At 68.8% G+C, this 13,297-nt stretch carries 9 protein-coding genes and 1 pseudogene; 7 read left to right on the forward strand and 3 right to left on the reverse strand.

What is annotated here, in order from left to right; all coding sequences use genetic code 11:
- Positions 1–470: pseudogene (locus tag VD972_RS17205) on the forward strand (hypothetical protein); the annotation flags it as partial.
- A gap of 6 nt (positions 471–476) precedes the next feature.
- Here VD972_RS17205 and VD972_RS17210 read toward each other — a convergent pair.
- Together VD972_RS17210 and VD972_RS17215 are read right to left on the reverse strand one after the other, a co-directional pair.
- Positions 477–2,069, reverse strand: a complete 1,593-nt coding sequence (locus VD972_RS17210; RefSeq protein WP_324988366.1) for a CotH kinase family protein — start codon at positions 2,067–2,069, stop codon at positions 477–479.
- Positions 2,070–2,290: 221 nt separating this feature from the next.
- Entirely contained in the window at positions 2,291–2,980 is a 690-nt protein-coding gene (locus tag VD972_RS17215; RefSeq protein WP_324988367.1) for a hypothetical protein, read from the reverse strand.
- 191 nt (positions 2,981–3,171) lie between these two features.
- Here VD972_RS17215 and VD972_RS17220 point away from each other — a divergent pair, with 191 nt between their 5' ends.
- The 5 genes from VD972_RS17220 to VD972_RS17240 all read left to right on the forward strand — a co-directional run bounded on the left by VD972_RS17220 (position 3,172) and on the right by VD972_RS17240 (position 7,916).
- Positions 3,172–3,708, forward strand: a complete 537-nt coding sequence (locus VD972_RS17220; protein WP_324988369.1) for a ubiquinol-cytochrome c reductase iron-sulfur subunit — start codon at positions 3,172–3,174, stop codon at positions 3,706–3,708.
- A gap of 8 nt (positions 3,709–3,716) precedes the next feature.
- The gene (locus tag VD972_RS17225) at positions 3,717–5,432 is read left to right on the forward strand and encodes a cytochrome b N-terminal domain-containing protein (RefSeq protein WP_324988371.1); all 1,716 of its coding nucleotides are present in this window, start codon (positions 3,717–3,719) and stop codon (positions 5,430–5,432) included.
- A gap of 58 nt (positions 5,433–5,490) precedes the next feature.
- Positions 5,491–5,862 carry a cytochrome c gene (locus VD972_RS17230; RefSeq protein ID WP_324988373.1) on the forward strand — a complete coding sequence of 124 codons (372 nt, stop codon included), beginning with the start codon at positions 5,491–5,493 and terminating at the stop codon, positions 5,860–5,862.
- 67 nt (positions 5,863–5,929) lie between these two features.
- Positions 5,930–6,211, forward strand: coding sequence for a hypothetical protein (locus tag VD972_RS17235; RefSeq protein WP_324988375.1), 282 nt, complete (start codon positions 5,930–5,932; stop codon positions 6,209–6,211).
- 112 nt (positions 6,212–6,323) lie between these two features.
- Complete coding sequence (locus tag VD972_RS17240) at positions 6,324–7,916, forward strand: adenylate/guanylate cyclase domain-containing protein (RefSeq protein WP_324988377.1); 1,593 nt, start codon at positions 6,324–6,326, stop codon at positions 7,914–7,916.
- A 42-nt stretch (positions 7,917–7,958) separates the two neighbouring features.
- Here the strand turns inward: VD972_RS17240 and VD972_RS17245 are convergent, their stop codons facing one another.
- Positions 7,959–9,500, reverse strand: a complete 1,542-nt coding sequence (locus VD972_RS17245) for a PAS domain-containing sensor histidine kinase (RefSeq protein WP_324988379.1) — start codon at positions 9,498–9,500, stop codon at positions 7,959–7,961.
- A 212-nt stretch (positions 9,501–9,712) separates the two neighbouring features.
- Between VD972_RS17245 and mfd the strand changes: the two genes are divergently transcribed.
- A complete protein-coding gene (mfd, locus tag VD972_RS17250; RefSeq protein ID WP_324988380.1) occupies positions 9,713–13,297 on the forward strand; it encodes a transcription-repair coupling factor in 3,585 nt (1,194 codons plus the stop codon).

A 13,297-nucleotide genomic window follows, 5' to 3' on the forward strand; every position in this document is an offset into this window, starting at 1 on the left:
GCTGGAACATCAAGTGGGTGGACGTGGCCTCGGGCGCGGGCGGCGGCAGCGAGCTGGCGGACAACGGGGAGTGGGCCACGAGCGATCCGATCGTCGGCAACCTGGTGACCACGACGGCGCGCGCGCTGTACAACCACAACACCACGCGCTCGGTGTGGTTCTACATGTTCGCGGGCGCCAAGGGCACGTTCTACTCGGGCATCCTCCCGGGCCAGGATGACGAGGCGGTGGCCTACCACTCCACGGGTGGCGTCGCGGGCAGCGCGGGCGGGGCCTACTGCAACCCCTCCGACTGGTTCTGCAACGACTTGACGCTGGGCTCCGGCGCGTGCGAGGGCAACCACGCCAAGTGGAGCTACCACACGGTGAGCCTGCGTGACACCGGCGAGGCCTACGGCCACGGCGCCAATGGCAACTGGCAGGGCATCGTCAGCAAGGTCCGCGAGGACGTCGTCACCTACGCGAAGTGACCGCTGCTAGGGCAGCCGTTGCTCCAGCAGGTCCCAGCGCTGGTCCACCCACTGGCGGAGGTAGTCCACCTCCTCGGACCAGGTGGTGAAGTCGGTGCGGTCGGCCCAGCGCTCGTAGGTGCGGTACTGCTCGCCCCAGCGCGCCTCGTCGCGCCGGGCCGCGGCGTCGAGCTCGCGGGCATACCCGTCGATGAGCCGGAGCACCTCCTCCTTGGACAGCGGACCTTGGAGGAGCTGCCGGTAGCGCTCGCGCATGGGTTCGGCGATGGCCGGATCCTGCAGCATCCGGGCGAACAGGAGGTTGTTGCTCGCGAAGTCCCTCAGCTCCGTGGCCGAGTGCCGCCGGGTGTCCCAGCCCTGGCCGAAGGTGGCATCCATGTCCCACGGGATGAAGCGCGTAGGCGTGCGCGGCTCGCGCGCCTGGTAGTGGTAGGCGTTCTTCGCGCTCGAGTCCGTGCCGAGGATGAGCGTGTTGAAGATCCACCAGTCCTCATAGTCCTGGGGGTTCAGGAGCTCGCCCCGCCCCTCGCGGAACGCGTCGCCGGCCGTGTCGGCGACGAAGGCCGTCACCGCGTTCATTCCGTCGAAGGCGGTAGGCCAGCCCTCTTCAGGCTTGCCCTCCTTCTTCTCATAGCCCTGGTGCAGCACCGTCTTCGGCTCGCCCTCCGCGTCGAGCCGCGAGAAGTTCGCGTCGGCGTCCACGGCCTTGAAGAGATCCCCCTTCTTGGACAGGCCGTGGCGCACCATCAGCTCGTCATCCACGTGGTCGGCCACAGTGAACACGCCCCGGTAGCGCCCGTTCAAGTAGAGCACCGCGCTGTACGTCTTGATCTGGATGTGGTCCGGCGACATGCGGTTCCATAAGTCAAAGGCGAGCCGCGGCCGCAGGTACGAGTTCTCGTTGAAGTGGGTGATGAGCACCAGGCGCCGCCGGCCCGTGAAGCCACCGGCCCGGAGAGGCTCGCTGAACAGATCATTCTCCGGGAACTTGAAGGTGAGGCCGCGGTTGGGGAGCACGCTGGAGGTGGCGCCCCGGTACTGCGCCTCCATGGAGTAGCGGTGGCCTCGGTACACGAGCTCCACCGGGCGGTAGGCCCCGGCGGTGAGCTCACCCGGGAAGAAGAGGTGGAAGACCGGGAGCCCGTACTCCTCGGTGTACACCGCAGGATCGGCGATGGGCACGTTGCCCCGCGCCTGCCAGTTGTCCACCACCCCGACCTCGAGCGTCCCGGTCTCCCCCGTGGTGCGCTCCGTGAGGGCGAGCGTCCAGACCGCTGCCTGGTCATGGGCTGGCGTCCAGCGGAGGGTGCCAGCCTCCTCGTCCACGCTCGCCCCCGCTGGCAGCGGTGACACCGTGAAGCGCAGCTCCGGTCCCGTGAGTCCCTTCGCGCAGCGCAGCGTGACGGTCAGCGTCTCGCCCTCGAGCAGCCAGTGCTTGCCACCGCCCTCTGGCTGGCAGCGAGTGGCCCGCGGTGGCTCGGGAGTCCCCGCATCCGGAGTTCCTGCATCCGGAGTCCCCGCATCCGGAGGAGCTGTCGTCCCCCCGTCACTCGGCGCTGGCGGAGGAAACGGCAGCGGAGGAATGGGGATGGGAGGCATCGGTACGGATGGCTTCTCCAAGCTGCTGCTCGAGGAAGACGGACTGCACCCCAGCACCAGCGCGCAGACGGCCAGCACCCCCACCCCACCCCAGCTCCTCGCCCGCCCGACCATGCCCCCACCCCACCCACGCCATGCGCCAGGGAGAGGGGTAATCATTGGCGGCGGGGATGGCAGCACACCCCCGGGGCAGTGTCTCCCGGAGGACGCGGAGGCACTGCTCAGAAGCGGAAGCCGCCCACCTGGCTCGAGTACTCGTGGCCGCGCTGCTCGGCGAAGTAGTCCAGCGCCAACATCACCGCGCTCTGGAAGGCGAGCCCCGCGCCCAGCCCGGTGACGAAGTCCTTGTCCAGCGCGTAGCCCGTCCCCGCCGTGGCCAGGCCGGCGCCCAGCAAGGAGATCTCCGTCCAGCGATAGATGACGAAGTTGTCGTTGACCGTCTTCATCCGCGCGGACTCCTCGGAGACGTAGCGGCCGGGATCCGTGAAGAGGAGCTCCCGGAGCTGAGCCTTCTGCGCCTCCGTGCGCCACCAGACCGTGCCTCCCACCACGAGCTGGATGAGCCCGACGCCCATCAACGGGAAGCTGGCCCCCCTCAAGAAGTCCCGATCCGAGCCGGCCAGTGCCGCCGCCCCTCCCGCAATCGAGGCGACGCCCATGGCGACGAACAGCCGGCTCTCCGTCCGCTCCGCATCCAGGTAGCCTTCCATCTGAGACGCCATGACTGGGTAGCCCCCCATGGACTTCAAGATGCACGCCGTGGGAGGGGGGCAGTCCGAAGAGACCGCGGGTTGCTCAGGAGCCAGCTCCACGGCCTGAGGAGCGCTGAGAGAAACCTCTTGAGCTGACAGCAAGGGCGCGTCCGCGGGCACGGCGCCCAGATACAACCCCAGCAAGAGCACGGCGCTCATGGGGCCTCCCCAGCGACGGGGAGCGCAGCGGCGGAGGTGAAGTAGCGGACCATCTCATCCTGCAAACCCATGGGGACCCTCCCGGCCGGACACGTGAGCTTCCGTGCCGACATCAGTGACCTTGGGTCACTTAATAAGTGACCCCGGGACATTTGTCAAATATCAACAGGCTCCTATACTCGGGGCTGGACATGTCCGACCCCTCCGCTGCTCCTTCGACTCGCCGAGGCTTCCTCGGTGCTCTCACCGTGCTGCTGGGAGGCGCCATCGCGGCGCTGGCGTCCGTGCCGGTGCTGGGCAGCCTCTTCTCGCCCTTGAGGGCCCCATCGCGCCCGGAGGCCGAGGACGCTCCCATCCCCGTGGGCAGCGTCTCCGAGTTCACCGTGGGCGTGCCTCGCCGCGTGGAGCTGATCCGCTCCGTCACGGACGCCTGGAGCCGCTCCGATGCCACCACCGTGGGCGCCGCCTGGGTGACTCGCAACGCGGACGGCACCTTCATCGCCCTGTCCACCATCTGCCCCCACCTGGGCTGCGGCGTGAACCTGGACAAGCAGCGCAACACCTTCGCGTGCCCGTGCCACACCTCCGCCTTCTCGCTCGCGGGAAGCCGTGAGGCAGGCCCCGCTCCCCGCGGCATGGATCCACTGAAGGTGGAGGTTCGCGGCGAGCAGGTGCTGATCCACTACAAGCGCTTCAAGCAGGGCATCCCCGAGCGGGAAGTGGTGTGAGGCCCGCCATGCTCAAACGCCTCGAAGCCTGGCTGGAGTCCCGTACGGGCTACCGCGCCCTGGTGCACGCCGCGCTGCACGAGCGCGTCTCCGGTGGCGCCCGCTGGCGCTACGTCTTCGGCTCGGCCGTCACCGTCCTCATCCTGGTGCAGGCCGTCACGGGCATCGCGCTCGAGCTGTACTACAGCCCGTCCACCACGGACGCGTGGGCCTCCGTCAACTACATCCAGACGCAGGTGTGGATGGGCCCGCTGCTGCGCGGCGTCCACCACTGGGGCGCCTCCGCCATTGTCGTGGTGGTGGCGATGCACCTGCTGCAGACGGCGTGGGCTGGCGCCTTCCGAGCCCCTCGCGAGATGAACTGGCTGGCGGGCTTCGTGCTGTTCCAGATCATCCTCGGGCTGGCCCTCACCGGCTACCTGCTGCCGTGGGACCAGAAGGGCTACTGGGCCACGCAGGTGGCCACCTCCATCGCCGGCACGCTGCCCGTGATTGGCCCCAAGCTGCAGGCCTTCCTCCAGGGCGGCACGTCCTACGGCAACCTCACCCTCACCCGCTTCCACACCCTCCACGTCCTGCTGCTGCCCGCGGCCCTGTTTGCCGTCATCGGCGTCCACGTCGCCCTCTTCCGCAAGCACGGCGTCACCCCGCCGGAGCTGCCCTCAGAGGAGCTGGCCCGCCGCGAGGAGCCCTTCTTCCCCCGGCAGCTGCTCTACGACACCGTCGTCTCCGCGGTGGGCGTGGGCATCATCTTCATGCTCGCGTGGCGCCTCGGCGCGCCGCTGGATGCCCCGGCCGATCCATCCTCGCAGTACCTCGCCCGTCCCGAGTGGTACTTCCTCCCGCTCTTCCAGCTCCTCAAGTACTTCGAGGGCGGCGCCGAGCTGGTGGGCACCGTCATCCTCCCGGGCCTGGCCATGGGCTTCCTGGCCGGGCTGCCCTTCATCCACACCGCGCTCTCGAGCCGCGTGCCCCGGGTTCACCGGCTGCTCGCGGGCGCCCTCACCCTCGGCCTCGTCGGCGTCGGCGGGCTCGGCGCCCTGGCAGTCCGGTCGGACCAGAACGATCCTGCCGTCGCCGCCATGGCCGCCCGAGCCCACGAGGAGGCCGTCGAGGCCCGCCGCCTGGCCTCCCTGGGAGGTGTCCCTGCCTCCGGCCCGCTGGACCTGTACCGGAACGATCCGGTCGTCTGGGGCCAACGCGCCGTCGTCATGCAGTGCCAGAAGTGCCACATGGCCTGTGACGCCGTTCCCTACAAGGGCAGCCCCTGCCTGGAGGGCTATGCCTCGCGCGCGTGGATCTCTCGCTTCCTGCTCAACCCTCGCGCGCCCCACTTCTTCGGCAACACGAAGATCGACGACATGGAGCCGTACACCGGCCCCCAGGAGTCCCTGACGGCCCTCACCGAGTTCATCTACTCGCAAGGCGGGCGGCCAGACGTGACGGCGGCGCTCGCGAAGAAGGGCGAGGCGCTCTTCGACTCCGAGGGCTGCGCCAGCTGCCACACGCTGGACGGGGTGGGCAGCGGTCTGGCACCGGACCTCAAGGGCTGGGCCTCTCGCGAGTGGACCTCCGCTTTCATCCGCGCACCTGGCAGCACCCGCTTCTTCGGCGAGCTCAACGAGATGGAGACGTTTGACCACCTCCGCCTACCCGAAGCGGACATGCAGGCTGTCACCGCCTGGCTGCATGCTCAGGCCTCTCAGCCGTTGAAGTTCCCCTAGCCGGCGGCGTCAGAGCCGGCGAGTCACTCACCCGTAGCTCTATGTGGAGGCAGTCACCATGAAAATGCGGTTTGCCCTCGTTCTGGCCTTCTCCCTCTCCAGCGCCGCGTACGCGGAGGATTCCGTGGCCGACATCTGGAAGGCCAAGTGCAAGAGCTGCCACGGCGATGACGGCAAGGCGAAGACCAAGATGGGGGAGAAGGAGAAGATCGCCGACCTGACCGACGCTGGCTGGCAGAAGCGTCACTCGGACGAGAAGATCCGGGACTACATCACCAACGGCTCCAAGGAGAACTCCAAGATGAAGCCGTTCAAGGACAAGCTCACCGCGGAGCAGATCGACTCTCTGGTGAAGCACATCCGCACCTTGAACACCGAGGCTGCGGCGCCGACTCCCCCGGCCACGGCCGCTACTCCCGCGGCCAAGTAGCCTCCGGGTGAATATACCCTGGGGACGGGCAGTCCACCGTTCACGAAGCCCGCACGGAGCCGTCCCCATGAAGACCCTGTCCGTCGTCCTGCTCTTCATCCTGTCCCTGGTCACCCTCTTCGCCGCGGCCCGGGCCGACGCCCTCAGCCAGCCGAGCATCCAGCCGAGGATGGCCCGCCCCGTGCCCCTGGCCGAAGGGGAAGGTGACAAGAAGGACGACAAGAAGGACGACGAGGAGGACGAGGAGGAGTACCGCGGCCTCAGCCAGCGCGCCTCCCTGGAGCTGGTGGATCCGAGAGGGCTGGAAGACCTGCTGCGCCTCCGTGTCGCGGCGCACCGCGCCTTCTGAGGCTCGAGACAGGCCTGTAGCATCCCGAGACAGCGGTCTCGGAAGGCTAAACTGCCAGTGAAGCGGAGAGAGGAACCGACGGCCCCGCCACTCGCTGGTACGATGGTGGCGCATGTGGCTGATCGTGAACCCAGGACTGCTGGACGAGCAGCAGCACCCGCTGCCCGAAGGGCACACAACCATCGGTCGCACGGAAGAGAACGCCATCCGCGTGCTCCACATGAGCCTGTCCCGCCGGCACGCACGGCTGGAGCGCTCGGGAGACCGGGTCGTCCTCGTCGATCTGGGGAGCAAGAACGGCACGCTCGTCAACGGCGTCCGGGTGGATCGCTTCTCGCTGCAGGACGGGGACTCGTTCCAGTGCGGGGATGTGCACTTCAAGCTCTCGTCCTCCCCCGGGGCCTTCGAGCCCACGCACGTCCAGGGTCTGAAGACGCGCTTCTCGCCGCTCTCCATGGAGGAGATGCTGGAGCTGGACCGCGCACCCGGGAGCGCCTCGGCGCTGAGGGTGCGGTCCGCGCGAGAGGCGGATGTCCGCTCCGCAGAGAAGCTGCGGGTGCTGCTCAAAGTCAGCCAGATGCTGTCCTCACCGGGCCCCATCGACGGGCTGCTGGAGCGCATCCTTAAGCTGGTGTTCCAGATCCTCGAGGTGGACCGGGTGGCCATCCTCCTGGTGGATCCCGCCACGGGGACACTCCGGCCGCGGGTGGCGCGGCTCTCCACGGGTGAGCTGCCCTCCGGCTCCTTCTACAGCCAGCACGTGGTGGACTACGTGCGCAAGCACAGCGTGGCGGCGCTCTTCGCGGACGCGCGCGAGGATCCCCGGCTGGATGGGGCCAGCTCCGTCATGCTGCAGTCCATCCGCTCGGCCATGTGCGTGCCGATCAAGCCACAGGACGAAGTGCTGGGCGTGCTGTACGTGGACAACCAGGCACAGGCCAACCGCTTCACCGAGGAGGACCTGGAGTTCCTCACGGCCTTCGGCAACCAGGCGGCCATCGCACTGGAGAACTCCCTGCTGTCGCAGCGGGTGGCGGAGGAGGCAGTGCTGCGCAACGCCTACCTGCGCTTCTTCCCGCCCACGGTCATCAAGAAGCTGCAGAGCGAGCGCCGGGCCCACCTGGACATCGTCGAGACGGAGGCGACGGTCCTCTTCTCGGACATCAGCGGCTTCACCTCGCTGTCCTCCACGCTGCACCCGCGGCAGGTGGTGGATCTGCTCAACGAGTACTTCCCGGCGATGGCGGACATCGTCTTCCGCTACGAGGGGACGTTGGAGAAGTACATCGGCGACGCGCTGATGGCGGTGTGGGGTGCGCCGTTCTCGCAGCCCGAGGACGCGGATCGGGCGATGCGCGCCGCGGTGGAGATGCAGCGCGCGCTGGCGGACCTGAACGCGCGCTGGCGGGTGCAGGGCCGCACCGAGCTGAAGATCCACGTCGGCTTGAACACGGGCCACGTGGCCGCGGGCAACATCGGCTCCGAGCAGTATCTGCAGTACGCCACCATCGGAGATGCCACCAACGTGGCCAGCCGTATCTGTGACGCCACGCCGGGAGGAGAGATCCGCATGGCGGAGGCGACGTACCAGCGTGTGCAGGAGCGCGCCTGGCCCCTGACGAAGCTGCCGCCCGTGCAGGTGAAGGGCAAGCAGGAGCCGATGACGCTGTACCGGGTGGAGTGGCGAGACGGCCCCACGCGGTGAGCCGCGCTCGCGCCTCTGCGCCTGGGGCCACCCGCGCGCCCGTCAGCTCGAGGCCGCGTTCCCCTGGCGGGCGCAGTCCGGCTCCATCCGGGCCTGCGCCTCCTCCACCGTGCCGGCTGACACCGGCACCGAGCGCGGCAGCAGGATGACGAAGCTGGTGCCTGTCTCCACCGTGGAGGACACCTCCACGCGCCCGCCATGGGCCTGGACGATCTGCGCGACGATGTAGAGCCCCAGCCCCAGGCCGCCCCGAGCCAACCGGGTCGCGCTGCTCCCGGAGGGGTGGAAGGGCTCGAAGAGGTGGGGCCGCAAGGGCTCCGGGATGGGCGCCCCCGCGTTGTGCACCTCCACGCGCTGCAGCGACTCCACGCCCTCCAGGCGCACGCTCACGGGCGTGCCGGCCGGGCTGTTCTGGAGGGCATTGGCCACCAGGTTGGAGAGCACCTGCGCCATCCGCTCCTCGTCCCAGAAGCCGTGGCACTCTCCGCGCACCTCCAGGTGGACCTCCCGATCCTTGTGGGCCAGCTCCAGCTCGCCGATGACGCGGCGGCACACCTCGTCCAGGGCCACGTCGCTCGGACGCAGCGGGATTCCGCCGGCCATGCGCGCCCGCGTGAAGTCCAGCAGCTGCCTCACCAGCCTCGCCATCCGCTCCGCGCTGTTGTCGATGCGCTGGAGCATGCGCCGCACCTCCGGCGTCAGTGTCTCCCTGGCCAACAGGGCCGCGGAGGAGAAGCGGATGGCGGCCAGCGGATTGCCCAGATCGTGGCCCAGCACACCGATGAAGCGCTCGCGGAAGCGCCCCTCCTGCTCCCTGTCCTCCTCTTGCCGCCGCCGCTGGGTGATGTCCCGGCTGATGCCGAACAGTCCGTACACGGTCCCGTCCGGCTGGCGGAGCACGCCCTTGATGGACTGCCAGATGGCGCCGAATCCCGGCCCCCCGTCCGAGTCCTCATAGGTGGCCGTCTGCCCTGACTCGAACACCGTCCGATCGTGCGCCACCGTTGGCGCGGCGGCCTGCGGTCCCATCAGCTCCGAGTCCGTCCGGCCCAGGATCTCCTCGACCGGACGGCCGAACGCCCGGGACGCCGCCGTGTTGAGCAGGACATAGCGCCCCATCAGATCCTTCACGAAGACGGCGTCCGTGGTGCTCTCGATGACGGCCTGGAGCAGATCCCGATCCCGACGCAGGGCCCCCTCGGAGGTGGTCCGCTGCGTGAAGTCCTCCAGGAAGAGCGTGAGGCCGCCCTCCCCGGGGGCCAGCCTCGCCTGCACCCAGGTGATGCCCGCCGGCGTCGTCCGGCTGAAACGTTCCATCTCCGGCACCTGCCGCTCCGCGACCCGGACACACGTGTCAAAGAGGCTGCACTCGCCCGCCCAGGGTGACTCATCCAACAGTCGCTGCCCTGCGCGGGGCAGCAGCCCCAACACGCCTTGCCGCACCCGGCCCGGCGAGCTGTCCACGCACTCGAAGTCGATGATGCGCCCTTCGGGCGAACGCAGAGCCCGGAGCCGCACCCAGATGTCGGGTGCCGGTGCTTCAGCGTTGGCCGCCAATGGCTTGCTCTCGCTCCAGGATTTCATGCGCTCGCCTCTCGGCGCCCCCGCTTGACGTGCCAATACACTAACGCTTTCCCCGTTCTCCTGGGAAATCGCCATGCCCTCCAAGTCGGCGAGCGGTGCCGGGTGGCCGACACAAGGGACACACCAAACGTTTCATGGACGTCACGCTCAAGGTGCGGACTTCGTTGACCCGCCTCGGGCCGGCCCCTATGACGCGGAGCCTCGGGACCACGATGGACACGCCCTTCGGTCAAAGACTTGGTGTGGAGGCGCTGCGCGGCCTCACTCCCGCCGTCGGAGATCCCTTCGCTCAGGCGCTGGAGCGACTCCAACCCGGGCGCCGGGTGCGGACTCAAGGCGTCCATGGCGCGGCGCGAGGTCACGTGCTCGCCCGCCTCTCGCACGGCATGGAGGCACCGCTCGTCTGCGTGGCGGCGGACGAGGAGGCAGCCGACGCGCTGGCCAGCGATCTGGCCTTCTTTCTGGGAGGCACCGGCACGCTGCTGGAGCCTCGGGTGCTGCGCCTGCCCGCGGACGAAGTCCTGCCCTATGATGAGCTCTCACCCGAGCCGACCGCCGTCAGCGAGCGCCTGGGCACCCTCTTCCACCTGAGCCAGGGCACGCGCTTCCCCGCGCTGGTGCTCTCCCTGCGGGCCCTGCTGCGCAAGGTGCTGCCGCCGCCGGTGATGCGCGAGCTATCGGACCTCATCAAGGTCGGCCAGGACTTCGACCGTGACTCGCTGGCTCGCAAGCTCGCCTCCATGGGCTACCAGTCCAGCCCGCTGGTGGAGGACCCTGGAACTTTCTCCGTGCGCGGCGGCATCCTGGACGTCTTCAGCCCGCTCTATGAGCGCCCCGTCCGGCTCGAGTTCTTCGGGGACACCATCGAGTCCCTCCGCGCGTTCGATCCGGACACCCAGCGCACGGTGGACTCGCTCAAGGAGGTGTACCTGGTTCCGGCGCGCGAGGTGATGCTCACCGAGCAGACGCGCCCCCGCGCCGAGGCCGCCGCCCGCGCCGTGGCGGACCGCATGAACCTGCCCACCATCAAGCTGCGCGAGCGGCTCGAGGCCCTGCGCGAGGGCCTGCCCGGCTTCGGCCTGGAGGGCCTGATGCCCGGCTTCTTCGAGGGCGGGCTGGGCACCGTCTTCGACTACCTGCGCCTGTGGGCCCGGGAGCCGCTCTTCTACTTCGATGACCCGGTGGGCCTGGACCGCGCCGCGAGTGACTTGTGGGAGGAGCTGGCGCGCTCCTTCCAGGCGGCGGAGGAGCGGAAGGACCTCACGCTCCCGCCCTCGGAGCACTTCCTCACCCGTGAGCAGGCGGACGCGCAGCTCTCGCAGGCGCGCATCCTGGAGGGCGGCGGGCTGGCGCTCACCCCGAGCGAGCAGCCGCCCGTGCTGTTCTCCTTCGGCACCACCCAGGATCTGCGCGAGGCCATCCTGGCGCACCACGGTGAGGAGGGCGCCCTCACCCCGCTGGTGGAGCGGCTGCAGCGCTGGCGGGACATGCGCGTCGCCGCCGCGATCGCTTGCGGCACACTGAGCCAGGCCGACCGGCTCAAGCGCCTGCTGCTGGATCGCAACGTGATGGTCCGCATCCACCAGGAGCCCCTCACGGACGTGGCCAGGCTCTATGAGCCCTCCGTCTCCGCGCACCTCTTCACCGGCGAGGTGAGCCAGGGCTTCGTGGACGGTGTGAGTGGCCTGGCCCTGCTCGCGGACGAGGAGATCTTCGGCGTGCGGGCGCGGCGCCGCGTGCGCCGCTCCAAGAAGGCGGATGCGTTCGGCGCGGGCTTCCAGGATCTGAAGGAAGGAGACCTCATCGTCCACACCGACTTCGGCATTGGCCGCTACGCGGGCCTGACGAAGATGCAGGTGCAGGGCGTGCCGGGAGACTTCCTCGTCCTCGAGTACGCGGGGAAGGACAAGATCTACCTGCCCGTGAGCCGCATGCGGCTCATCCAGAAGTTCACCGGCGGGGATCCGGCGAACGTCCAGCTGGACAAGCTGGGCACCGCGAGCTGGGAGAAGACGAAGAAGCGCGTCAAGGAGCAGCTGCTCAAGATGGCGGCGGAGCTCCTGCAGATCGCCGCCGCGCGCAAGGCGCACCCAGGCCATGCCTTCTCGCCGCCGGATCGGTACTTCCACCAGTTCGAGGCGGACTTCGAGTTCGAGGAGACACCGGACCAGGCCAAGGCCATCGAGGACGTGCTGGCGGACATGCAGAAGGCGATGCCGATGGATCGGCTCGTCTGCGGCGACGTGGGCTACGGCAAGACGGAGGTGGCCATGCGCGCCGCCTTCAAGGCCACGCTGGACCGCAAGCAGGTGGCAGTGCTGGTGCCCACCACGGTGCTGGCGCAGCAGCACTTCCTGTCCTTTCGGAAGCGCTTCAAGGACTACCCCGTCAACGTGGAGGTCATCTCCGGGATGAAGAAGGCGCCCGAGGTGCGGGAGGTCCTCAGGCGCTCCAAGGAAGGCAAGGTCGACATCCTCATTGGCACGCACAAGCTGCTGGCCGGGGATGTGGCCTTCAAGGATCTGGGGCTGCTCGTGGTGGACGAGGAGCAGCGCTTCGGCGTGAAGCAGAAAGAGCAGCTCAAGCGGCTGCGCACCCAGGTAGACGTGCTCACGCTGACGGCCACGCCCATCCCCCGCACGCTGCACATGTCCATGTCCGGGGTGCGGGACATGAGCATCATCGCCACGCCGCCGGAGGATCGGCGCGCCATCCGCACTTTCGTGATGAAGTTCGATCCGCAGGTCATCAAGGAGGCCATCGAGCGCGAGGTAGCCCGCGGCGGGCAGGTGTTCTTCGTCCACAACCGGGTCCAGTCCATCGCCTCGATGGAGCGGCTCCTGCGGGAGCTGTTGCCGAAGGTCACCATCGGCGTGGCGCACGGGCAGATGGGCGAGGGCCAGCTCGAGAAGGTGATGCTGGAGTTCACCGAGAAGAAGCACCAGGTACTCCTGTGCACCTCCATCATCGAGAGTGGCATCGACATCTCCAGCGCCAACACGATGATCGTCAACCGGGCGGATGCCTTCGGCCTCGCGCAGCTCTACCAGCTCCGGGGGCGCGTGGGCCGCTCCAAGGAACGCGCGTACGCGTACCTCCTGGTGCCCGCGAGGAGGACCATCACCCGGGACGCGCAGCGGCGCCTGGAGGTGCTGCAGAACTTCACGGAGCTGGGCGCGGGCTTCTCCATCGCCAGCCACGACTTGGAGATCCGCGGCGCGGGCAACCTGCTGGGCGAGAAGCAGTCGGGCGCCATTGCGGAGATCGGCTTCGACATGTACGCGCAGCTGCTGGAAGAGGCGGTGGCGGAGCTGCAGGGCCAGCCGCTGCGTGCGCAGATCGAGCCGGAGATCACCCTCTCCCTGGCCGCGCTCATCCCGGACGACTACGTGCCGGACGTGCACCAGCGGCTCGTCTTCTACAAGCGCTTCAGCCAGGCCAGCCACCCGGACGAGGTGACGGACCTGCGCGCCGAGCTGGTGGACCGCTACGGCGAGGCGCCCGACGAGGTGGACAACCTCTCGGAGCTGACGCTGCTGAAGATCGACATGAGGGACATGAGGCTTCGAGCGCTGGAGTCTGGCGCCGGGCGGCTGGTGGTGATTCTGGGGGCGGATGCGCTGCTGGACGGGCACAAGCTGGCCGCGCTGGTGCAGCGCTCCAAGGGCCTCTACCGGCTCACCCCCGACCTGAAGCTCATCGCCAAGGTGCAGGAGGGAACCAAGGGCCAGCCCCTGGTGGTGGAGGCCAAGAAGGTGCTGCGCGATCTGAGCACCTGCGCGCTGCCGCAGGCGTGA

The sequence above is a fragment of the Hyalangium sp. genome (assembly GCF_035629615.1).
GTDB lineage: Bacteria > Myxococcota > Myxococcia > Myxococcales > Myxococcaceae > Hyalangium.

What these genes read in the sequence shown, in the direction of transcription:
- mfd (WP_324988380.1), top strand. Translation starts at nt 9,713, where the DNA reads ATGGACACGCCCTTCGGTCAAAGACTTGGTGTGGAGGCGCTGCGCGGC.
- VD972_RS17245 (WP_324988379.1), bottom strand. Translation starts at nt 9,500, where the DNA reads ATGAAATCCTGGAGCGAGAGCAAGCCATTGGCGGCCAACGCTGAAGCA.
- VD972_RS17215 (WP_324988367.1), bottom strand. Translation starts at nt 2,980, where the DNA reads ATGAGCGCCGTGCTCTTGCTGGGGTTGTATCTGGGCGCCGTGCCCGCG.
- VD972_RS17230 (WP_324988373.1), top strand. Translation starts at nt 5,491, where the DNA reads ATGAAAATGCGGTTTGCCCTCGTTCTGGCCTTCTCCCTCTCCAGCGCC.
- VD972_RS17235 (WP_324988375.1), top strand. Translation starts at nt 5,930, where the DNA reads ATGAAGACCCTGTCCGTCGTCCTGCTCTTCATCCTGTCCCTGGTCACC.
- VD972_RS17225 (WP_324988371.1), top strand. Translation starts at nt 3,717, where the DNA reads ATGCTCAAACGCCTCGAAGCCTGGCTGGAGTCCCGTACGGGCTACCGC.
- VD972_RS17220 (WP_324988369.1), top strand. Translation starts at nt 3,172, where the DNA reads ATGTCCGACCCCTCCGCTGCTCCTTCGACTCGCCGAGGCTTCCTCGGT.
- VD972_RS17210 (WP_324988366.1), bottom strand. Translation starts at nt 2,069, where the DNA reads ATGCCTCCCATCCCCATTCCTCCGCTGCCGTTTCCTCCGCCAGCGCCG.
- VD972_RS17240 (WP_324988377.1), top strand. Translation starts at nt 6,324, where the DNA reads ATGTGGCTGATCGTGAACCCAGGACTGCTGGACGAGCAGCAGCACCCG.